Below are 22,635 nucleotides of genomic sequence, written 5' to 3' on the forward strand. Positions count from 1 at the left end.
ACACCACCATCACATCATGATTTGCGGTAGGTCGGTGAAAATTCAAATAGATCCGTGGCTATCCAACCAGCTGACTTCAGCGCTGCTCGAGTGTCAGGCTGTTCGCTCAGTGCCTTTGCTTGCGATGTCTCAACCGCAACAGCTACAGGCGCTATAGGTTTAGTTACAACGACTGTTGGGGTTGGAGCCTTTGGCAACCCCTGCGGCGTTACACCACGAAGCAGGGCAAGACGCTCTGATCGAGGAAGTCCATCAAACGACATCATGGCTATCAACTGCTCCTCGATGGGAAGCAGGTCGTCGAACTGCCGCATGCGGGCAGGATCTCGGCTGCGCAGAGCCGAAAGTGCTGGCTTGAGGATCTGCATCTTGGCATTGCTCACCTTGATGATCGTCTCGGCAGTCAGACATTCGGAGCCACTTTGAATTGCATAGCGCTGACTCAGTACTAAAAGCTTGACCAGAAAGTCTGTTACACCCTGAGTGCACTCGTAGAGCACGTCGAAAATTTCGGGAGTCAGTTCAGCCGTCTGCTTGCACCATTGATAACTCCAGAGGTTTTCAACTAGAAGCTGCCACTCGTCATCATTTTTCTCAAACCGTTTAAACTCGACCATTCCGCCACCGCAACTGCGCCGGGCGACACGCATGACATCCGAAAACAGACTGATCATCGAATTGGTGCCTATGAATACAACCGGAATACCGATGTTGTTCACCAGATGGAGGAAGAAGTTCAGCATGCTCTCCTTGCCCCCAGTTTTCGCTAAGTGAAGATTTTGCAGCTCATCGATGAGCAAGGCACCGATGAAAAATGTACTGGCTACTTGCTCCATCTGCTGAAGCGCATCGTTAATATTCCGGGGCCGGTGCCGCTTGTGATAATCCCTGTCGCCCAGTGCATGGCCGACGGCGTGAAAAAACTGCTGACAAAATCCAGCCAGCGAACCATCTCGGGGACAATCAAGTTTGAGCCAGGTGATCTGGGTTTGAACAAACTGGGTGCTCTCATAACGCTCATGCCTAATCGTCTGCGGGTAAAGGCTTAAAATGGCATGGAGAGCAGTGGACTTCCCAATACCACTCAGCCCTACGACGCTGAAAGAATCAGCAGTCGACTTGAAGGAGTCATGATAGCGCTGAGCACCCGATAAGGAGTGCAGATGCCTGACCGTGTCGGGTGAGGTTGGATTGCGTCCAACGTATCCGCGGCGGATCAGCAGAGAGAACATGGACTCAAGCTCCAAATGCAGCAGGAACGGCTGTACGACTGTCCTCAGACGATCAATGCAGTGAATCCGCGTTGTTCCTTCAAGATCAAGCTCTTCAGGTGTTACTGGCTGGGGGAAATTCGATATCAACTCGATGGCTACCGTTTCCGGAAGAATTGGCGGCAAGGCTTCAATCAACGGATTTCCCGCATACTCAGTGATGGCCTGCTTGGTATAGCTCGCAAAAATTTGCGCTCCTTTCATTTGGAATGCCCCGGCCGAAGCCTTTTTAGCAAGTCGATAACCTGCGCGCTGCGGGGCCCCGCATACGAGTCATGCGCAATGGATGTGACTTCAACGTCAGGTAGGACAGGTTCCGCACGAACACCATCAGGGACCGTGGCGTTTTCTCGCTCTAGCCGCCGCTCCTCTGCACGATTGTCACGGATATTGGCCACCGCCTCTGCCTTAGTAGGGGCAGGAGGTTCAAGCTGCCGCTCGGCCAGTGCCGTATTGATGATCTGCTCCACTGTGTCGACCAAGCCTACGCGGCTCTCCAACTCCGCGCGCTTATGGGCTGGGGGCGACTGCCGGTGCGCTTCCAGCACATCGTAGATCTCGTCGGAGCGATAACCTGCGTATTTGGCATCCGAGCGACGAAGGTCGCAGCGTAGGAACTGCTTGTTCTCACCCTGGATCCAGATATGGGCTGCAGAGTTCGGGTCGAACCGGCAGTCGATCGACCAAACACCATTGCGCCGCGCTTTGGCGAACCAGTTTTCTTGGATCGCCAGCTCGCAGACGTAGTGCATCCCACGGAATATCACGCCCCCCTTTTGCACGGTGGCTCGTTCACGGGGCAGCAGGTGGAGATAGATCAGGTCATCCGGTCGGTTGTTGGCCTGAATCAGGTCATTCTCCGAAGCCCAAGTCCAAATGCCAATAGGAGTAGGTTCGACATCGTCGTTCATCATGACTTGAGTGAGGCGGTCCGGCTGCCGGTGATAGCGGTTGTAGTGAAGGACACACTCAATGACGATCTGGGTGAATTCCTTCAGGTTCAGCGTGGCGTCAAGTCGATAATCACGCTCACCCCTTTCCTTCTCGCGCGCAGCCACACCGCCTGGAAGCCACCTGATACCAGTTAGATCATTGAGGATACCGAACCGACTCTCGACCATGGGTTTCCAATCTGGTCGGTACGGAGGAGCCGTACCCATCTCGATACCCAAGCCACTCGCCAGTCCTTCTGCTGCCAAAGACAGCATCTCGCCTCTGTCGGCATAAATGTGATGTGGCAGATGACTGCAGGCCCAATCTTCAGAGTTGATTTCAACGCCGTTCTGCGCGCAGAAGCCTACTTTGGAAGTGAACGCGTTGAAAAGAGCCTGCCGAGCACCGTTCCAGCTCGGGCCCTCCAAGCCGACATATAGACCCACAATCATCCCCGAGTAGCTATCCACCACGATATACACCACGGGCCTGCCAATCAGCATACGCCGGGAGTAACTGTTGACCAGATAGATGTCGGCAATCGTCGCGTCAATCTCGAATTGATGGCATGGACCTCGAAGCCAATCGCGAACAGTGCCGTTTAGCGGACGACAATCCTTGAGCCACCTCGTCTTGCCCTTACGCCCACGATCGGTTTCGATTTCATCGAAAAAGAGCTTGCCCCAATAATCGAACTGATTGAATGTCGGTATTTCCGACTCAGGTAGCAAGCGGACGCGGTTCTCAGCATTTTTGGAGAGTTCTTTTACCGAGTAGAACCTCCTTAGCATTTTGTCGTAAGCACTGCGGATCGTGGATGTCTTATTTTTTGCGTAAAGCGCATAGCTCACCCGGATGCATCTTTTATCGACAACACTGAGCAACTTTGAGGGTGAAACAAGTACCCCTTGATACCTAGGTTTTCGGCCTGGTCTTATATCGGGGGTGTAGTTGCGATTAGCAACGCCTACTGCCGAATAGTTCTTCAGGAGCGCATTTCTTACCTGTCCATAAAACCAATATCTGTAAAGAAACCTATAAATAGTCTTTTTCTGTATGCCTAGCTCAGCGGCCCGATTTCCAACCAGCCGCCCCATTTCACCCCTAACAAATATCTGTCCTGGGTAAGCTGGATCTAGGAGTGGCTCGATAACCGCCCATTTTTCATCCCTATCTCGCTTGATGATCTCATTGAGGTCATCTTCCAAAACCAACAGAAATTCAGGAACGGCCGTTACCACGGACTTGGTATCACCTGACTCCAACGAAAGACTGAGTTCCTCAAGTCCCACAGCATAGGGCTTTCGTGGCGGCTCGATCAGGTCCATCACAATCACGGCGTCGTGCGCTTCATCAAGGTGAAGGACTCTCGCCATGGTCGAAAGCACGGAAAATTCTGTCACGGGTTCGAACACGTCATTCACTGAGATATTCACGACGTTTTCTCGCTAAGCGCGCTCACCTCGATGGAGTAATCCACCTTGAGATCAGGTAGCGGCGATTTGAGGTGAAGTGGAGCACTACTCAAATCAATCTGTATCAGCTTTCGCCAGATCAAATTAAAGAAAATATCTCGCGCCTCGACATACGGTATCGACAAGCGCGTGGCTATTTTGCGGAGGCATTCAGACGTTGACCAAGGGTAAGCCCTGCTTGATTCGAGGATTTCGAGAAATTCAGAGTGCAGCGACAAACCCATTAAAGCGCGAGGTAATTGAGCAAACCGTCTAAGCAGCCCCAGATTTTTTATCAGGTCGGGTGTAAACAGCTCCTCCGTAACGATGCTCCAATCCACCCCTTGGCTCATCCAAAATAGTCTTTCGACTTCCAATTTTTCCAATGTCCGAACAGAGCCTTTCCCTTCGAGATCCTGCTGATACTTGATGGTCCTAGCTACGGACTTGAAGTCTCCGTTTGGCTGCCTAACGGTCAGAAGGAAGTCTGTCGTCATGACCAGCGGAATGGTAGTGGATTTGTACCTAGGGTAACGCACACCTATCGCCCGTGCGATTGCTTGGGTGCCTTCCACAGGCAGCAGCGGATACTGCTCACGGATGTCCACCACTTCTTCAGAAAACTCGCATACCAGAAGATAGGCACGTTCAAGATCGGACAAAAGGTGATGTATGCGCTCGACTTTAACGCCTTGGATTTTGTGGGAGCGGCCCATTGAGGGGACATCCTGCACACGCAACCAAGGCACATAGCTGGCTCCGGCACCGGCACCAAATCCATTGGCGATGTGCCGTTCAATATCCTGCTTCGAAGAAAACCTACGGCCGCGCAAAACCACCTCCTCAGCCCAACCTAGTCGCTTCGACTCATAGTCAATAAACATGTCTAGGAAAAAACGGTTCGCGAAACGACCTCTTGGAAGTACTCCCTAGCCTACCCTTACTGAAAAGCGAAGCCGCTAATCCGGACCAACGGCTTGGTCCAGAAACAGAAAACCCCCGTATTTTCGGGGGTTTTCGCGCTTTGTCAAACTTTAATAGGTTGTGTCAAACTTTATTATTTTGTGTCAATCTTTATTCTGAACAGCCAAGACTGCCCTTACCTGTGGATAACTACTCCACCGTCACCGACTTCGCCAGATTCCTCGGCTGATCCACATCCGTCCCCTTCAACACTGCCACGTAGTACGAAAGCAGTTGCAGCGGAATGGTGTACAGAATCGGTGCCAGGGCGTCGATGATATGTGGCATGGCGACAACGTGGGTGCCTTCGCCGTTTTTCATGCCGGCCTGTTCGTCAGCGAATACCACCAGCTCTCCACCGCGTGCACGGACTTCCTGCAGGTTGGATTTGAGTTTTTCCAGCAGTTCGTTGTTCGGCGCGACGGTGACCACGGGCATGTCGGCGTCGACCAGCGCCAGCGGGCCGTGTTTGAGTTCGCCGGCCGGGTAGGCTTCGGCGTGAATGTAGGAGATCTCCTTGAGTTTGAGCGCACCTTCCATGGCGACCGGAAATTGCGCGCCGCGACCGAGGAACAGGGTGTGGTGCTTCTCGGCGAACAGCTCGGCGACTTTCTCGACGGTGGTGTCCATCGCCAGTGCTTCGCCCAGGCGAGTTGGCAGGCGGCGCAGTTCATCGACCAGTTGCGCTTCGACGCCCTCTTCCAGCGAGCCTTTGACCTGGCCCAGCGACAGCGTCAGCAGCAGCAAGGCGACCAGTTGGGTGGTGAATGCCTTGGTGGAGGCAACGCCGATTTCCGGTCCGGCCTGGGTGAGCAGGGTCAGGTCGGATTCGCGCACTAGCGAGCTGATGCCCACGTTGCAGATCGCGAGGCTGGCCAGAAAGCCCAGCTCCTTGGCGTTACGCAGGGCAGCCAGGGTGTCGGCGGTTTCGCCGGACTGGGAGATCGAGACGAACAGGGTGTCCGGCTGGACCACGACCTTGCGGTAGCGGAATTCGCTGGCGACTTCGACCTGACACGGAATCCCGGCCAGACCTTCCAGCCAGTAACGCGCAACCATACCGGCGTGGTAGCTGGTGCCGCACGCCACGATCTGCACGTTGCGCACCTTGGCGAACAGCTCGGCAGCCTGTGGACCAAAGGCATGGACCAGCACCTGCTGCTGGCCGAGGCGACCCTCAAGAGTGCGCTGCACGACCTTGGGCTGCTCGTGAATTTCCTTGAGCATGAAGTGGCGATACTCGCCCTTGTCAGCCGCTTCTGCGCCTTCGTGGTATTGCACGATTTCACGCTCGACCGGCAGACCGTCGACGCTCCAGATCTGCACGCTGTCGCGACGGATCTCGGCGATATCGCCCTCTTCCAGGTACATGAAACGGTCAGTGACCTGACGCAATGCGAGCTGGTCGGACGCGAGGAAGTTCTCGCCCAGGCCCATGCCGATCACCAGCGGACTGCCGCTACGTGCCGCCAACAGCCGGTCCGGTTGTGCAGCGCTGATCACTGCCAGACCGTAGGCACCGTGCAGTTCCTTGACCGCAGCTTTCAGGGCCGCCGCCAGATCGGGCGTGTCCTTGAGCTTGTGGTGCAGCAGGTGAACGATGACTTCGGTGTCGGTATCGGACGAGAACACGTAGCCCAGAGCCTTGAGCTGTTCACGCAGGGCTTCATGGTTTTCGATGATGCCGTTGTGGACAACTGCCAGCTCGTTGGCCGAAAAATGTGGATGAGCGTTACGCTCGCAGGGCGCGCCGTGGGTGGCCCAGCGGGTGTGGGCGATGCCCAGACGGCCGACCAGAGGTTCGCCGGCCAGTGCCTGCTCGAGTTCGCTGACCTTGCCGGAACGGCGGCGACGCTCGAGCGTGCCTTCGTTAGTGAAAACGGCCACGCCTGCGCTGTCATAGCCGCGGTATTCAAGACGCTTCAGGCCTTCGAGCAAAATGGCCGTGATATTACGTTCGGCGACTGCGCCAACGATTCCACACATGGTTCTCTCCTAGCTGACAGCGGCACAAATCAGATTGATGCCGCGGGCCTGTATCTGGTCGCGCGCCTCGGTGGGCAGACGATCATCGGTAATAAGGGTGTGGATACTGCTCCAGGGCAGCTCCAGGTTGGGGATCTTGCGGCCAACTTTGTCGGCTTCGACCATCACGACAACTTCCCGGGCAACTTCAGCCATGACGCGGCTCAGGCCCAGCAATTCGTTGAAGGTCGTGGTGCCACGGATCAGATCGATACCGTCGGCACCGATGAACAATTGATCAAAATCGTAGGAGCGCAGCACCTGTTCGGCGACCTGCCCTTGAAAGGATTCGGAATGCGGATCCCACGTCCCGCCAGTCATCAGCAGGACGGGTTCCTGTTCCAGTTCGGTCAGTGCGCGTGCGACGTGCAGCGAGTTGGTCATGACCACAAGGCCAGGCTGCGCGCCCAGTTCAGGGATCATCGCTGCGGTGGTGCTGCCGCTGTCGACAATGATGCGCGCGTGCTCGCGGATGCGGGTAACGGCAGCGCGAGCAATGGCCTGTTTGTATTTGGAGACAGGTTGAGCGCCTTCGCTGATCAGTTCGTGCGGCAAGGTGACTGCACCACCGTAGCGACGCAACAGCAGACCGTTGGTTTCGAGCGCGGCCAGATCCTTTCGGATCGTAACTTCTGAGGTTTCAAAACGCTTGGCCAGATCGTCCACACTGACCTCACCCTGCTGGCTCAGCAGGGCAAGAATGTTATGGCGACGTTGAGGAGTATTGCGCTTCGACATGAGAACCTTAAGTTTCGATTCGAAAGATAACGAAGGCAATCAAAACCTATTTGAAGGGATTGGTCAAGGGTCGTAGTGGTTTACTGTGGCATTCGGCATGTGGAGCAATTACCGATAAACAGAGGATCGTGGGAGGCGGCTTGCCGGCGATGCATTCTTTCAGGCGACCTTGTCAGTGACTGAACTGATGATATCGCCGGCAAGCCGCCTCCCACGGCCTGTGGATAACTAGTCTTTCCTGATCTTGACCGGCCGCTTCCAGCCGTCAATGTTGCGCTGGCGGGCTCGGCCAACGGCCAACTGAGACTTATCCACATTTTGAGTGATTGTTGATCCAGCCGCCGTATTTGAGCCGCTTCCGATATCCACAGGCGCAATCAGAGAGTTGTTTGAGCCAATAAAGACGTCCTCGCCAATAGTGGTCTGGTGTTTGTTCGCACCGTCGTAATTGACGGTGATGGTGCCCGCGCCGATGTTTGTGCGAGCTCCGATGACCGTGTCACCCAGATAGGTCAGGTGCCCGGCTTTCACGCCTTCACCCAGCACCGCATTCTTCAGCTCAACAAAGTTACCCACATGCGCCTTGGCGCCCAGCACGCTACCCGGACGCAGACGCGCGAAAGGTCCGGCATCGCTGCCCTCTCCCAGAATCGCGCCTTCGATGTGGCTGTTGGCTTTAACGACAACACCTTTACGCAACGTGCTGTCCTTGATGACGCAGTTCGGACCGATGATCACGTCATCCTCGATCACGACCTTGCCTTCCAGTACCACGTTGATGTCGATCAGCACATCACGGCCGACGCTGACTTCACCGCGCACGTCAAAGCGTGCAGGGTCGCGCAGGGTGACGCCAGCGGCCATCAGACGGCGGGCTTCGCGCAACTGGTAATGACGCTCAAGCTCGGACAGCTGCTTGCGGTCGTTGGCGCCCTGCACTTCCATGGCGTCGTACGGCTGTTCGGTCGCAACCACCAGGCCATCGTTCACGGCCATGGCGATCACATCGGTCAGGTAGTACTCGCCCTGCGCATTGTTGTTGGAGAGACGCCCCAGCCACTCGGCCAGACGCTTGCCGGGTACCGCCAGAATGCCCGTGTTGCCTTCGGTAATCGCCTTTTGGGCGTCGGTTGCATCCTTATGCTCGACGATAGCAGCCACCCGGCCTTGCTCGTCGCGCACAATACGGCCATAGCCGGTCGGATCCTTCAGGGTGACGGTCAACAGACCCAACTGCTCGGGGGTAACGAGTTTGAGCAGACGCTGCAGCGTGTCGACTTCAATCAGGGGCACGTCGCCGTACAGGATCAGGACCGTTTCCGCCGTCAGTGCAGGCACGGCCTGAGCTACCGCATGGCCTGTACCGAGTTGGTTGTCCTGCATCACGAAATTCAGATTGTCAGCCGCCAGACGCTCGCGCACCACATCCGCGCCGTGGCCGATCACCACATGGATGCCGCTTGGGGATAACTGGCGGGCACTGTGGATAACATGACCCAGCATGGAATTGCCCGCAACGGGGTGAAGCACCTTCGGCAAGGCCGAACGCATCCGGGTACCTTGGCCAGCAGCAAGAATGACGATATCGAGAGACATGAGGACTACCAACTGAGCGGCGCGGCAATCATAGCAGCGGCCGGGGACGGGCTTATTCGGAAAAAGAAAAAGGGTAGCCGAGGCTACCCTTTTTCTCAATCGCGCATGAAGCAGCGGGGTTAGCCGCCGAACTTCTTGCGAATTTGCTGAACGGTACGCAGCTGAGCTGCGGCCTCGGCCAGACGAGCAGTTGCAGATCCGTAGTCGAAGTCTGCGCCTTTCTCGTTCAAGGCCTTCTCTGCAGCCTTTACAGCTGCTTGAGCGGAGGCTTCGTCCAGGTCGGCAGCACGTTGCACAGTATCGGCAAGCACCTTGACCATGTTCGGCTGAACCTCAAGGAAACCACCGGAGATGTAGAACACCTCGGCTTCCCCACCCTGCTTGATCAAGCGGATCGGGCCCGGCTTCAGATCAGTGATCAGCGGCGCGTGGCCTGGAGCGATACCGATATCACCCAGGTTACCGTGCGCAATCACCATCTCGACCAGACCGGAGAAGATTTCCCCTTCCGCGCTGACGATGTCGCAATGGACTGTCATAGCCATTTGCTTGCCTCAACCTGATTAGCGCCCGTTTCCGGGCGCCGGGATTACAGTTTCTTGGCTTTCTCGATCGCTTCTTCGATGCCGCCGACCATGTAGAACGCTTGTTCTGGCAGGTGGTCGTAGTCACCGTTGAGGATGCCTTTGAAGCCAGCAATGGTGTCTTTCAGGGAAACGTATTTACCCGAAGCACCGGTGAAGACTTCTGCCACGAAGAAAGGCTGGGACAGGAAGCGCTGGATCTTACGAGCACGGTTAACCAACTGCTTGTCGGTCTCCGACAGCTCGTCCATACCCAGGATCGCGATGATGTCTTTCAGCTCTTTGTAACGCTGCAACACGTACTGAACGCCGCGAGCGGTGTCGTAGTGTTCCTGGCCGATAACGTTCGGGTCCAGCTGGCGCGAAGTCGAGTCGAGTGGATCGACCGCCGGGTAGATACCCAGGGAGGCGATGTCACGGGACAGTACGACGGTTGCGTCCAAGTGGGCAAACGTGGTCGCTGGCGACGGGTCGGTCAAGTCGTCCGCTGGTACGTATACCGCCTGGATCGAGGTGATCGAACCGTTCTTGGTCGAAGTGATGCGCTCTTGCAGAGTACCCATCTCTTCGGCCAGGGTCGGCTGGTAACCTACTGCGGAAGGCATACGGCCCAGCAGTGCGGATACTTCAGTACCGGCCAGTGTGTAACGGTAGATGTTGTCGACGAACAGCAGAACGTCGTTACCTTCGTCACGGAACTTCTCGGCCATGGTCAGGCCGGTCAGGGCTACGCGCAGACGGTTACCCGGCGGCTCGTTCATCTGGCCGTAGACCAGAGCAACCTTGTCCAGAACGTTGGAATCCTTCATCTCGTGGTAGAAGTCGTTACCCTCACGAGTACGCTCACCCACACCGGCGAACACGGAATAACCGCTGTGCTCGATGGCGATGTTACGGATCAGTTCCATCATGTTTACGGTCTTGCCAACACCGGCACCACCGAACAGACCGACTTTACCGCCTTTGGCGAACGGGCAGACCAGGTCGATAACCTTGATGCCTGTTTCCAGCAGATCGTTGCCGCCCGCTTGCTCAGCGAAGGTTGGCGCAGGACGGTGAATGCCCCAGCGCTCTTCGGTGTCGATCGGACCGGCTTCGTCAATCGGGTTGCCCAGTACGTCCATGATCCGGCCCAGCGTCGCTTTACCGACCGGTACGGAGATGGCTGTGCCAGAGTCTGTTACTTCCAGACCACGCTTCAAGCCCTCGGTGGAGCCCATCGCAATGGTACGAACCACGCCGTCGCCCAGCTGCTGCTGAACTTCCAGGGTGGTTTCTGCCGCGCTCTGTACTTTCAGCGCGTTGTAGATACTCGGTACGCTATCGCGTGGAAATTCCACGTCGATCACGGCGCCGATGATTTGAACGATACGTCCGCTACTCATTAGCTGGTTCCTCTAATATTTGAACCGTTAAACCGCGGCAGCGCCGCCGACGATTTCCGAGATCTCTTGGGTGATCGCTGCCTGACGCGCCTTGTTGTAGATCAGCTGCAAATCGCTGATCAGATCACCGGCGTTGTCGGTGGCGTTCTTCATTGCAATCATCCGCGCCGCTTGTTCAGCTGCGTTGTTCTCGACCACCGCCTGGTACACCTGCGACTCAACGTAGCGAACCATCAAGCCATCGAGCAGCTCTTTGGCATCGGGTTCGTAGAGATAGTCCCAGTGGTGCTTGAGTTCCTGATCCGGGGTTGCCACCAGCGGAATCAACTGCTCCACCGTTGGCTGTTGCGTCATGGTGTTGATGAACTTGTTGGATACCACGGACAGGCGATCAATACGGCCATCCAGGTAGGCATCCAGCATCACCTTGACGCTGCCGATCAAGTCATTGATCGACGGCTCTTCGCCCAGGTGGCTGATTGCAGCGACGACGTTACCGCCGAAGTTGCGGAAGAATGCCGCACCTTTGCTGCCAACCACGCACAGATCGATCTCTACGCCGTTTTCACGGTTTACGGCCATGTCCTTGACCAAAGCCTTGAACAGGTTGGTATTCAAGCCGCCGCACAGACCACGGTCACTGCTCACCACGACATAACCGACACGCTTTACTTCGCGCTCGATCATGAAAGGGTGGCGATATTCCGGGTTAGCGTTGGCAAGATGACCAATCACCTGGCGGATACGATCCGCGTAAGGACGGCTAGCAGCCATGCGCATTTGAGCCTTGCGCATTTTGCTGACCGCCACTTTTTCCATGGCGCTGGTGATCTTTTGCGTGCTTTTGATGCTCGCAATCTTGCTGCGAATCTCTTTTGCGCCTGCCATGTAACACCTATCAGGTTAGCAAGCGGGAGCCTTCCGGCCCCCGCTGCGGCTTACCAGGTTTGGGTGGCCTTGAACTTCTCGATGCCGGCTTTCATGCCAGAATCGATTTCGTCATTGAAGTCACCCTTCACGTTGATCTTCGCCATCAAATCGGCGTGATCGCGGTTGAAGTAAGCAATCAGCGCTTGTTCAAAGCTGCCAATCTTGGCGATTTCGATGTCGGTCAGGAACCCACGCTCAGCGGCATACAGCGACAGCGCCATGTCAGCGATCGACATTGGTGCGTATTGCTTCTGCTTCATCAGCTCGGTAACGCGCTGACCATGCTCAAGTTGCTTACGGGTCGCTTCGTCCAGGTCAGAAGCGAACTGGGCGAATGCCGCCAGTTCACGGTACTGAGCCAGAGCGGTACGGATACCACCGGAGAGCTTCTTGATGATCTTGGTCTGAGCGGCACCACCTACACGCGATACCGAAACACCGGCGTTCACAGCTGGACGGATGCCAGAGTTGAACATGGCCGATTCCAGGAAGATCTGACCGTCGGTGATGGAAATCACGTTGGTCGGAACGAACGCGGAAACGTCGCCAGCCTGGGTTTCGATGATCGGCAGTGCAGTCAGGGAACCGGTTTTGCCGGTCACTGCGCCGTTGGTGAACTTCTCTACGTACTCTTCGGAAACACGCGATGCGCGCTCCAGCAGACGGGAGTGGAGATAGAACACGTCACCCGGGTAGGCTTCACGGCCTGGTGGACGGCGCAGCAGCAGGGAAATCTGGCGGTAGGCCACTGCTTGCTTGGACAGATCGTCATAAACGATCAGCGCGTCTTCACCGCGGTCGCGGAAGAACTCACCCATGGTGCAACCCGAGTACGGTGCAAGGAATTGCAGCGCAGCGGATTCGGAAGCACTTGCAGCCACGACGATGGTGTTAGCCAGTGCGCCGTTTTCTTCGAGCTTGCGAACAACGTTGGCGATGGTCGATTGTTTCTGACCGATTGCCACGTAGACGCAGAAGATGCCGCTGTCTTTCTGGTTGATGATTGCGTCGATGGCCAGAGCGGTCTTACCGATCTGACGGTCACCGATGATCAGCTCACGCTGGCCACGGCCGACTGGAATCATGGCATCGACAGCCTTGTAGCCAGTCTGTACAGGCTGGTCTACCGACTTACGCCAGATCACGCCTGGAGCAACTTTCTCGACCGCATCGGTCTCGGTGTTGTTCAGCGGACCTTTGCCGTCGACTGGGTTACCCAGTGCATCGACTACGCGACCCAGCAGTTCCTTACCAACCGGAACCTCCAGGATGCGGCCAGTGCACTTGGCGCTCATGCCTTCAGCCAGAGTCGTGTAAGCGCCCAGTACAACGGCACCCACGGAGTCTTGCTCAAGGTTCAGCGCCATACCGTAGACGCCGCCCGGAAACTCGATCATCTCGCCGTACATTACGTCGGCCAGACCGTGAATCCGCACGATACCGTCAGACACGCTGACGACTGTGCCTTCGTTACGGGCTTGGGAGGTTACATCGAGCTTCTCGATGCGACCCTTGATGATTTCACTTATTTCGGAAGGATTGAGTTGCTGCATTGCTCTGCTGCCCCTTCAAACTCAAGATTTCAATGCTTCGGCTAGTTGCGCGATTTTGCCGCGAACTGAGCCATCGATAACCAGGTCGCCGGCGCGGATTACGACACCACCGATAAGGGTGGCATCCTCCGCAGCATGCAGGCGCACTTCCCGGCCGAGCCGTGCACTGAGAACCTTGGCGAGTTTGTCTTGCTGTTCTTGGTTCAATGCAAAAGCACTGGTGACATCCACATCGACCGATTTTTCCTGCTCTGCCTTGTACAGGTCGAACAGTTCGGCGATCTCCGGCAGAAGCGGGAGACGGTCGTTTTCAGCAACGACGTGGATGAAATTCTGTGCCTTGGCATCGAACTTGTCGCCACACACTTCAATAAAAGTGGTGGCCTTTTGTGCGCTCGTCAGTCGCGGGGCCTTGAGCATGCGCTGCATGGTGTCGTCTTGCGACACCGCAGCAGCCAGGCCGAGCATGGCTGACCAATTGGCCAGTTGCTGGTGGGCCTGCGCGTGCTCGAAGGCCGCCTTAGCGTAAGGTCGGGCCAACGTGGTCAGTTCTGCCATGATCGCCCTCGCTTAAATTTCAGCAGCCAGTTTGTTAACCAGCTCCGCGTGCGCGTTTTGATCGATTGTGGCACCCAGGATCTTCTCTGCGCCATTGACTGCCAGGCTACCCAACTGGGCGCGCAAGGCGTCTTTGACACCGTTCAGTTCCTGCTCGATCTCGGCCTGAGCCTGAGCCTTCACACGGTCAGCTTCAACGCGAGCCTGTTCACGGGCTTCGTCGACAATCTGAGTACCGCGTTTCTTGGCTTGCTCAATGATTTCAGCTGCTTGAGCCTTAGCTTCGCGCAGTTGTTGACCCACTTTGTCTTGGGCCAGCTCCAGGTCGCGAGCTGCTCGGGAAGCAGCGTCCAGTCCATCCGCGATCTTCTTCTGACGTTCGTGCAAAGCCGCGATGACCGGAGGCCACACGAACTTCATGCAGAACAGCACAAAAATGAAGAACGCAACGGACTGGCCAATCAGGGTTGCATTAATGTTCACGCCAACACCTCGCTCGTTCGTTGTCCATCACACCAATCAACTCGAAAATTCGAGTGATCAGCCAGCGAGTTGACCAACGAAGGGGTTCGCAAAGGTGAAGAACAGAGCGATACCAACACCGATCATGGTCACGGCGTCGAGCAGGCCCGCTACGATGAACATTTTAACTTGCAGCATTGGAACCATTTCCGGCTGACGCGCTGCGCCTTCCAGGAACTTGCCGCCCAACAGGCCGAAACCGATTGCAGTACCCAGTGCGCCCAGGCCGATCAACAGTGCAACAGCGATAGCGGTTAGACCAACTACAGTTTCCATCTTTCCTCCCGACTTTTACGTCGTATTGGTTAGGTTTTTTTAATTAAAGCGGTAAAGCAAAATCGTTTGTTACATCAGCCCTTGCGGGCACCGTCCCGCAGTTTGCGGGACGGTCATCAGATACGCCCGGAGGCGAATCTCAATGGTTATCTTCGTGAGCCATCGACAGGTAGACGATGGTCAGCATCATGAAGATGAACGCTTGCAGGGTGATGATCAGGATGTGGAACACAGCCCATGCCCATTGCAGAACGATACCCAGCCCGCTCAACCAGAGCAGACCGCTGCCGAACATGACGGCGATCAGGATGAATACCAGCTCACCAGCATACATGTTGCCGAACAGACGCAGTGCCAGAGAAATCGGTTTGGCTACCAGCGTCACGAATTCCAGCAGGAAGTTGACCGGGATCAACAGTGCCTGAACGAAAATGTTCTTGCTGCCGAACGGGTGCAGGGTCAGTTCGCCGATGAAGCCGCCGATGCCCTTGACCTTGATGCTGTAGAAAATGATCAGCGCGAAAACCGACAGGGCCATGCCCAGTGTCGCGTTAGGGTCAGTCGTCGGAACGGCACGGAATGGAATGTGCTCGTCACCGGAGATCAGCATCGCCAGCTGAGGAATCCAGTCGACCGGTACCAGGTCGACGGCGTTCATCAGGAATACCCAGACGAAAATGGTCAGGGCCAGTGGCGCGATGACCGCGCTGCGGCCGTGGAAGCTGTCTTTCACGCTGCCATCGACGAACTCGACCAGTACTTCAACGAAGTTCTGCAGGGCGCCCGGCTGGCCGGAAGTCGCCTTCTTGGCCGCCATGCGGAAAATCAGAACGAAAATCAGACCCAGCGCAACCGACCAGCCGAGGGTATCGACGTGGAAAGCCCAGAAACCCATTTCCTTGGCTTCTGCTGCGGTGTGGGCAAAGCCCCATTCGCCATTGGGCAGGTGCCCGAATGTCAGGTTCTGCAAGTGGTGCTGGATATAGCCCGAAGCTGTTTGCTCTGCCATGGTTGCCTCAAACGCCCTAAGGTCTCGAAAGTCTTGTTCTCGTAAGCAGTGGAGCGAACCAGTTGACCACCTGGATCAACATGAACACTCCGAAAACCGCCAGCGGTGCCAGCGGTTTCACGCCTGCAAACGTCAGTGCAAAAAGCACTGCCGTCAAAATAAGTTTGCCCGCCTCGCCGGCGTAGAACGACCGGACGATGGCTTGAGCGGCTCGGGCTCCGGAAAACCGGAAAGCCTTGTGAGCGAAGTATAAATTGGGCAGCCAGGCTATCAGGCCTCCGCAGAGCCCCGAATATCCCGCTACGACTCCACGCCACTGCCACAGCGCCAACGCGGCTATCAGCAGGACGATCAATTGAGCCAGCAAAACCGGAAAAACCGCCAGGCGATGAAACGGCAAGCGGTCTGGCATGCGTGATTCCATCGCATTTGCTCCTTCGCTGTCGGTCGCCATCATCTGTAACTTGGCATAATTTGTGCCGACAAAATGCGCGCAGAGTATAGGGGCGGTTAAGTCCCTATTCAACAGTCAGGTAGTGATTTCCGACTATACGCTACAGAGCAATTGTTTCAGCGGATGTGAGCAAGCACACCTTGCAACTCATCCAGCGAGTTGTAGCGGATCACCAATTGCCCTTTTCCCTTCTGTCCGTGGCGTATCTGGACCGCAGACCCCAAACGCTCGGCCAGACGCTGCTCGAGGCGGCTGATGTCGGGGTCGGCCTTGGCAGGTTCCGCAGGGGTTTCCTTGCCGCTGAGCCACTGCCTGACCAGTGCTTCCGTCTGGCGTACGGTCAGCCCGCGTGCGACAACGTGTCGCGCTCCTTCGACCTGCCTTTCCTCCGGAAGACCGAGCAGGGCACGTGCATGGCCCATCTCCAGGTCGCCGTGGGACAGCATGGTCTTGATCACTTCCGGCAGCGCAATCAGTCGCAGCAGGTTGGCCACGCTGACACGGGACTTGCCGACGGCATCGGCCACCTGCTGCTGGGTCAGCTGGAATTCCTGCTGCAGACGCTGCAACGCCATTGCTTCTTCGATGGGGTTGAGATCTTCACGCTGGATGTTTTCGATCAGCGCCATGGCGATGGCGGTTTCATCCGGCACATCGCGAACCATGGCCGGGATCGTCTCGACACCTGCCTGCTGACTGGCACGCCAGCGACGTTCACCGGCAATGATTTCAAAACGATTGTTGCCGATCGGGCGAATCACGATCGGCTGCATCACGCCCTGAGACTTGATCGACTGCGCAAGTTCTTCAAGCGCCTGGGGATCCATGTCACGGCGCGGCTGGTACTTGCCGCGCTGGATCATGTCCAATGGCACATGCTGCAGCTCACGTTCGGGGGCCTTGATGGCCTGTTCTTCCAGCGAACTGACGGTTGGACTGCTCAGAAGTGCGTCCAACCCACGTCCGAGACCTCGTTTCTTGACGGCCATGGAAATTCCTTAGGTAGGCTGAGCGGTTTTCGCGCCGCGACGTTGACGACGAACCAGTTCACTGGCGAGCGCCAGATAAGCCAGCGCCCCGCGGGAAGACTTGTCGTAGGCCAGCACCGGCATACCGAAGCTCGGCGCCTCGGCCAGTCTGATGTTTCTCGGGATAACGGTATCGTACAGCTGCTCGCCAAAGTGTTCCTTGAGCTGCGCCGAAACATCGTTGATCAGGCTCAGACGCGGGTCGTACATCGTGCGCAGCAGGCCTTCGATCTTGAGCTGCGGGTTTAGCAGTTGGCCGATCCGCTTGATGTTATCCACAAGGTCGCTCAGACCTTCCAGTGCGAAATACTCGCACTGCATGGGGATAATCACGCCATCAGACGCCACCAGGGCGTTGAGTGTGAGCATCGACAGCGACGGAGGGCAGTCGATGAGAATGTAATCGTAGTTTTCGCGGATTGGCGCCAGCGCATTACGCAGACGGCTCTCCTTCATCTGCATTTCCAGCAGCACCACCTCGCCTGCCGTCAGGTCGCGGTTGGCCGGAAGCAGTTGATAACCGCCGTGCTCGGAGAACTGCATGGCCTCGGCCAGATCGCATTCGCCAATCAGCAGGTCGTAAACGGAGTTTTCGAGGTTGTGTTTATCCACACCACTCCCCATGGTCGCATTGCCCTGGGGATCGAGATCGATCAGCAGCACGCGTCGTTTGGTAGCAACCAGTGACGCGGCGAGGTTGATGCATGTGGTGGTCTTGCCTACCCCACCTTTCTGGTTCGCTATCGCGAATACCTTAGCCATTATCGCTTGTGTTCCCAATCATGCCGTGCGGCGCAGTATCAGCAGATGGCGTTGGCCTTGGCAACCCGGAACGGTCAAGGCTTGTGCGCTATCAAGGTGAAAATCCGTGGGCAATGCTACCAGTTCATCGGCAGGATGCAGCCCTTTCATCGCCAGCCAGCGTGTCTGTGTGTCGCCCATGTGGCGAGTCCATCCAGCAAAGTCTTCCAGACTGCTGAACGCACGGGAAATGATTCCGTTGAACGGTACGTCCGGCTGGTAGGTTTCTGCGCGGCTGTGGATAACTTCGAGGTTATCCAGCTTCAGCTCCAGTTTGACCTGGGTCTGAAAGCGGGTCTTCTTGCCATTGCTGTCCAGCAGCGAAACCTTCATCTGCGGAAACATGATCGCCATGGGAATACCGGGCATGCCGCCCCCGCTGCCGACATCGAGCCAGCGTTCGCCTTCGGCGCTACCTTCGATGAAAGAAATCACACTCAGGCTGTCGAGCAAATGCCGGGACACCATCTCGTCCGGGTTACGCACAGCTGTGAGGTTGTACGCCTTGTTCCACTTGATCAACAGCGCCAGATAGGCAAGCAGTTGTTCGTGCTGGACCGGAGTGAGCTCGATGCCCAAAGCGCGAGCGCCTGTGGATAACTCTTCAGCGTGTTGCGGGGTAACCATAGAACTCAAGCGCTTTGCTCCAACTGACGGCCGGCGCCGCGTTTTTTCAAGTGAATCATCAACAGGGAAATGGCTGCTGGCGTGACGCCCGGAATGCGCGAAGCCTGTCCGAGAGTTTCGGGGCGAGTTATCCCCAGCTTGCTTTGAATTTCTTTGGACAGACCGGAAATCCCGGCGTAATCGATGTCTTCAGGCAGCTTCGTGTCTTCGCTGGCACGCAAACGGGCGATTTCGTCCTGCTGCCGATCAATGTAACCGGCGTACTTTGTCTTGATCTCCACCTGCTCGGCGACCTGTGGATCAATGCAGCCCTCACCGGTAAGGGAAATCAGGCTGGCATAATCGATTTCCGGACGCGTCAGCAGATTGAGCAGGTTGTATTCGTGGGTCAGCGGCGTGCCGAAATGCGCGGCAATGGCATCGCCCTGTTCGGTACCCGGACGAACCCAGGTACTTTTCAGACGCTGTTCTTCCAGCGCGATATTTTCACGCTTGGTGCAGAACGCGGCCCAACGCGCGTCATCGACCAGACCCAGCTCACGGCCTTTTTCGGTCAGACGCAGGTCAGCGTTATCTTCGCGCAGGATCAAACGATATTCGGCGCGGGATGTGAACATCCGGTAAGGCTCTTGCGTACCCAGCGTGATCAGGTCATCAACCAACACTCCGATGTACGCCTCGTCACGACGCGGGCACCAGCTGTCGCGACCTTGTGCACGCAATGCCGCGTTGGTTCCGGCCAGCAAACCTTGAGCACCCGCTTCTTCGTAGCCGGTTGTGCCGTTGATCTGGCCTGCGAAGAACAGACCGCCGATCACCTTGGTTTCGAGGCTGTACTTCAGATCACGCGGATCGAAGTAGTCGTACTCGATGGCGTAGCCCGGGCGAACGATGTGCGCATTCTCCATGCCGCGAATCGAACGAACGATCTGCAACTGCACGTCGAACGGCAGAGAGGTCGAGATACCGTTCGGGTACAGCTCGTGCGTGGTCAGACCTTCCGGCTCGATGAAGACCTGGTGGCTTTCCTTGTCGGCAAAGCGATGAATCTTGTCTTCGATCGATGGGCAGTAACGCGGACCGATGCCCTCGATCACACCGGAATACATCGGCGAGCGATCAAGGTTGGACGCAATGATTTCGTGTGTCCGAGCATTGGTGTGGGTAATCCAGCAACTCACTTGCGAAGGATGTTGTTCCTTGGAACCCATGAACGACATCACGGGAATCGGCGTATCGCCCGGTTGCTCGGTCATCACCGAGAAATCGACAGAGCGGCCATCGATGCGTGGCGGCGTACCGGTCTTCAAGCGCCCTACCCGTAATGGCAACTCGCGAAGACGGCGTGCAAGCGCGATGGACGGCGGATCACCCGCTCGGCCACCCGAATAATTCTGCATACCGATGTGGATAAGACCGCCCAGGAACGTACCGGTGGTCAATACAACGGAATCAGCCAGGAAACGCAGGCCCATTTGCGTGACAACGCCACGGACCTGGTCCTGCTCGACAATCAGATCGTCGCAGGATTGCTGAAATATCCACAGGTTCGGCTGGTTTTCAAGCGTCTCGCGAATCGCGGCCTTGTACAGAACGCGGTCTGCCTGGGCACGGGTTGCCCGTACGGCCGGGCCTTTGCGGCTGTTCAACACGCGGAACTGTATGCCGCCTTTGTCAGTGGCCATGGCCATCGCGCCGCCAAGGGCGTCGATTTCCTTGACCAGATGACTTTTGCCGATGCCACCGATCGCAGGGTTGCAGCTCATCTGGCCGAGTGTTTCCACGTTGTGCGTCAACAGCAGGGTTTTGACACCCATGCGTGCCGACGCAAGTGCGGCCTCGGTACCGGCATGACCGCCACCGATGACGATCACTTCAAAACGGGAAGGGAAATCCACCACGCACCTCGTGCCTGTTGTCGATGGGAAATTGGGATAGCTGACAAGTATAGGGACTTACCCCACCTGAATGAAACCCGTTGCACAAAATTTAACCAGCTGTGGAAAACTCGCGGATAAAGAAAATAAAAAGGAAAGAAAGTTTATAAAGCCTTGTTTTTATGTTTATTCTTACTGAGCCATATTTCTGTGGATAGATCTCTACAGGCCTTTATTTTCAATGTGTACAGAGATTAAAAAGTCTGTGGTCATGTGCCTGTGAGGGGTTGGGATAACCGTCCTGAGCCTGTGGATTAAAGTGCACTTTGTCCACAGGCCGGTTTATCTTCAGGTTTCAGGCCCGGTTATCAACCGAGCTGAGGCGCGGTTATGCACAGGGCTTATTTCACAGAAAATGATGAAATCGGCGGTTGCCCGACTGCTGGTCAGTGAAAAAAGGACTGTTGGATCGACGTGGGGAGAGCGTCTCGAGGCATCTGAAGGATTTAAAGCGATCAATCGTCCAAAGCTGAAACCGCGATCAGACCGTATGCGAGGGAAGGTTTTGGCTTTGCGGAAGGGTTATCAACAGGCAGCGGGACGATTGCCGTCCCTTTCAGACTGATTCGAATCTGATGCCTGATGCTGTCAGAGGCGTGACAGCATCTGTTTCGTGACTATTTACCGATGCAGAAGCTGGAAAAGATCCTGCCAAGCAAGTCATCTGAGCTGAAAGCTCCGGTGATTTCCCCCAATGACTGTTGAGCCTGGCGCAAATCCTCTGCCAGCAGCTCTCCAGCACCGGCAAGCGTCAACTGTGCCCTGCCGTGCTCCAGGGAGTCACTGGCGTGGCGCAGCGCTTCAAGGTGGCGACGACGAGCGCTGAAGCTGCTCTCGGAGGTCTGTTCATAGCCCATGCACGCCTTTAGATGTTCACGCAGCAGTTCAAGCCCTTCACCGCCAGCCTTGGCGCTCAGGCTGATGGTGACATGACCGTCGGGACTGGTTTCCAGGCCTGTAGTGTCGCCGCTCAGGTCAGACTTGTTTCGAATCAGCGTGACCTTGGCCGGATCAGGCCTCTGTTCCAGAAACTCGGGCCACAGCGCGAAGGGATCACTCGCTTCCGGTGCCGTTGCGTCTACCACCAGCAGGATCCTGTCCGCTTCGCCAATCGCCTTGAGTGCACGCTGCACGCCGATCATTTCAACCTGGTCCTGAGTGTCACGCAGACCTGCAGTGTCCACCACGTGCAGCGGCATGCCGTCGATGTGGATATGTTCACGCAGTACATCGCGCGTAGTGCCGGCGATCTCCGTCACGATGGCAGCTTCACGTCCGGCTAGGGCGTTGAGCAAGCTGGATTTTCCGGCGTTGGGTCGTCCGGCAATCACCACAGTCATGCCATCACGCAACAACGCACCCTGCCCTGCTTCGCGCAGGACTGTGGATAACTCATCGCGCACGTCATCAAGCATGCTTAACACATGGCCATCGGCGAGGAAGTCGATTTCCTCTTCCGGGAAGTCGATTGCCGCCTCGACGTAGATCCGAAGACCGATCAGTTTCTCGGTCAACTTATCCACACGTTGGGAAAACGCACCCTGCAACGAGTGCAGTGCATTGCGGGCAGCCTGTGCAGAACTTGCCTCGATCAGGTCTGCAATCGCTTCGGCCTGTGCCAGGTCCAGCTTGTCGTTGAGAAACGCGCGCTCGCTGAACTCACCAGGACGGGCCAGACGGCAACCCAATTCCAGGCAACGTTGCAGCAACATGTCGAGCACGATCGGACCACCGTGGCCCTGCAGCTCCAGAACATCTTCGCCGGTAAAGGAGTTGGGTCCGGGAAAGTACAGCGCGATACCCTCGTCCAGTGTCTGGCCCGATGCATCGGCGAAAGGTCCGTAATGGGCATAACGGGGTTTGGGCTCACGCCCGATTATTGCCTGCGCTGCCTTGCTGGCCATCGGACCTGAAATACGGACGATGCCGACGCCACCACGACCTTGAGCAGTTGCGATGGCGGCGATTGTTTCACGAGGGACGTTCATGGT

At 56.5% G+C, this 22,635-nt stretch carries 20 protein-coding genes; all 20 read right to left on the reverse strand.

Annotated elements, in window-relative coordinates:
- Positions 1 to 14: 14 nt before the first annotated feature.
- A complete protein-coding gene (locus AO065_RS09600; protein ID WP_004882429.1) occupies positions 15 to 1,475 on the reverse strand; it encodes an ATP-binding protein in 1,461 nt (486 codons plus the stop codon).
- Entirely contained in the window at positions 1,472 to 3,640 is a 2,169-nt protein-coding gene (locus tag AO065_RS09605; protein WP_004882430.1) for a Mu transposase C-terminal domain-containing protein, read from the reverse strand. Before AO065_RS09605 ends, AO065_RS09600 begins: the two co-directional genes overlap by 4 nt.
- Positions 3,637 to 4,491 carry a TnsA endonuclease N-terminal domain-containing protein gene (locus AO065_RS09610; protein WP_032651055.1) on the reverse strand — a complete coding sequence of 285 codons (855 nt, stop codon included), beginning with the start codon at positions 4,489 to 4,491 and terminating at the stop codon, positions 3,637 to 3,639. Before AO065_RS09610 ends, AO065_RS09605 begins: the two co-directional genes overlap by 4 nt.
- Positions 4,492 to 4,771: 280 nt before the next feature.
- Positions 4,772 to 6,607: a glutamine--fructose-6-phosphate transaminase (isomerizing) gene (glmS, locus tag AO065_RS09615; protein WP_004882432.1), complete on the reverse strand. Its 1,836-nt coding sequence runs from the start codon at positions 6,605 to 6,607 to the stop codon at positions 4,772 to 4,774.
- A 9-nt stretch (positions 6,608 to 6,616) separates the two neighbouring features.
- Positions 6,617 to 7,384: a DeoR/GlpR family DNA-binding transcription regulator gene (locus AO065_RS09620; protein WP_004882433.1), complete on the reverse strand. Its 768-nt coding sequence runs from the start codon at positions 7,382 to 7,384 to the stop codon at positions 6,617 to 6,619.
- A gap of 228 nt (positions 7,385 to 7,612) precedes the next feature.
- A complete protein-coding gene (glmU, locus tag AO065_RS09625; RefSeq protein WP_004882434.1) occupies positions 7,613 to 8,980 on the reverse strand; it encodes a bifunctional UDP-N-acetylglucosamine diphosphorylase/glucosamine-1-phosphate N-acetyltransferase GlmU in 1,368 nt (455 codons plus the stop codon).
- A 119-nt stretch (positions 8,981 to 9,099) separates the two neighbouring features.
- Positions 9,100 to 9,525: a F0F1 ATP synthase subunit epsilon gene (locus AO065_RS09630; RefSeq protein ID WP_004882435.1), complete on the reverse strand. Its 426-nt coding sequence runs from the start codon at positions 9,523 to 9,525 to the stop codon at positions 9,100 to 9,102.
- 44 nt (positions 9,526 to 9,569) lie between these two features.
- Positions 9,570 to 10,949 carry a F0F1 ATP synthase subunit beta gene (gene atpD / locus AO065_RS09635; protein ID WP_004882436.1) on the reverse strand — a complete coding sequence of 460 codons (1,380 nt, stop codon included), beginning with the start codon at positions 10,947 to 10,949 and terminating at the stop codon, positions 9,570 to 9,572.
- 27 nt (positions 10,950 to 10,976) lie between these two features.
- Entirely contained in the window at positions 10,977 to 11,837 is an 861-nt protein-coding gene (gene atpG, locus AO065_RS09640) for a F0F1 ATP synthase subunit gamma (protein WP_004882437.1), read from the reverse strand.
- A 50-nt stretch (positions 11,838 to 11,887) separates the two neighbouring features.
- Positions 11,888 to 13,432, reverse strand: coding sequence for a F0F1 ATP synthase subunit alpha (gene atpA / locus AO065_RS09645; RefSeq protein WP_004882438.1), 1,545 nt, complete (start codon positions 13,430 to 13,432; stop codon positions 11,888 to 11,890).
- A gap of 21 nt (positions 13,433 to 13,453) precedes the next feature.
- On the reverse strand, positions 13,454 to 13,990 hold the full coding sequence (locus AO065_RS09650; RefSeq protein WP_004882439.1) for a F0F1 ATP synthase subunit delta: 537 nt from the start codon (positions 13,988 to 13,990) through the stop codon (positions 13,454 to 13,456).
- A gap of 12 nt (positions 13,991 to 14,002) precedes the next feature.
- Positions 14,003 to 14,473, reverse strand: coding sequence for a F0F1 ATP synthase subunit B (locus AO065_RS09655; protein WP_004882440.1), 471 nt, complete (start codon positions 14,471 to 14,473; stop codon positions 14,003 to 14,005).
- Positions 14,474 to 14,530: 57 nt separating this feature from the next.
- The gene (gene atpE / locus AO065_RS09660; RefSeq protein ID WP_002555987.1) at positions 14,531 to 14,788 is read right to left on the reverse strand and encodes a F0F1 ATP synthase subunit C; all 258 of its coding nucleotides are present in this window, start codon (positions 14,786 to 14,788) and stop codon (positions 14,531 to 14,533) included.
- A gap of 139 nt (positions 14,789 to 14,927) precedes the next feature.
- Positions 14,928 to 15,797, reverse strand: coding sequence for a F0F1 ATP synthase subunit A (gene atpB, locus AO065_RS09665; RefSeq protein ID WP_004882441.1), 870 nt, complete (start codon positions 15,795 to 15,797; stop codon positions 14,928 to 14,930).
- Positions 15,798 to 15,813: 16 nt separating this feature from the next.
- A complete protein-coding gene (locus tag AO065_RS09670) occupies positions 15,814 to 16,221 on the reverse strand; it encodes a F0F1 ATP synthase subunit I (RefSeq protein ID WP_004882442.1) in 408 nt (135 codons plus the stop codon).
- Between the two features lie 146 nt (positions 16,222 to 16,367).
- Positions 16,368 to 17,240 carry a ParB/RepB/Spo0J family partition protein gene (locus AO065_RS09675; RefSeq protein ID WP_004882443.1) on the reverse strand — a complete coding sequence of 291 codons (873 nt, stop codon included), beginning with the start codon at positions 17,238 to 17,240 and terminating at the stop codon, positions 16,368 to 16,370.
- 9 nt (positions 17,241 to 17,249) lie between these two features.
- Positions 17,250 to 18,041: a ParA family protein gene (locus AO065_RS09680; RefSeq protein WP_004882444.1), complete on the reverse strand. Its 792-nt coding sequence runs from the start codon at positions 18,039 to 18,041 to the stop codon at positions 17,250 to 17,252.
- Between the two features lie 18 nt (positions 18,042 to 18,059).
- Entirely contained in the window at positions 18,060 to 18,716 is a 657-nt protein-coding gene (gene rsmG / locus AO065_RS09685; protein WP_004882445.1) for a 16S rRNA (guanine(527)-N(7))-methyltransferase RsmG, read from the reverse strand.
- A complete protein-coding gene (gene mnmG, locus AO065_RS09690) occupies positions 18,713 to 20,605 on the reverse strand; it encodes a tRNA uridine-5-carboxymethylaminomethyl(34) synthesis enzyme MnmG (protein WP_004882446.1) in 1,893 nt (630 codons plus the stop codon). The genes rsmG and mnmG overlap by 4 nt, the downstream gene beginning before the upstream one ends.
- 656 nt (positions 20,606 to 21,261) lie before the next feature.
- Complete coding sequence (mnmE, locus tag AO065_RS09695) at positions 21,262 to 22,632, reverse strand: tRNA uridine-5-carboxymethylaminomethyl(34) synthesis GTPase MnmE (RefSeq protein ID WP_004882447.1); 1,371 nt, start codon at positions 22,630 to 22,632, stop codon at positions 21,262 to 21,264.
- Between the last annotated feature and the right edge of the window lie 3 nt (positions 22,633 to 22,635).

This window comes from Pseudomonas viridiflava (assembly GCF_001642795.1).
GTDB classification, from domain to species: domain Bacteria; phylum Pseudomonadota; class Gammaproteobacteria; order Pseudomonadales; family Pseudomonadaceae; genus Aquipseudomonas; species Aquipseudomonas viridiflava.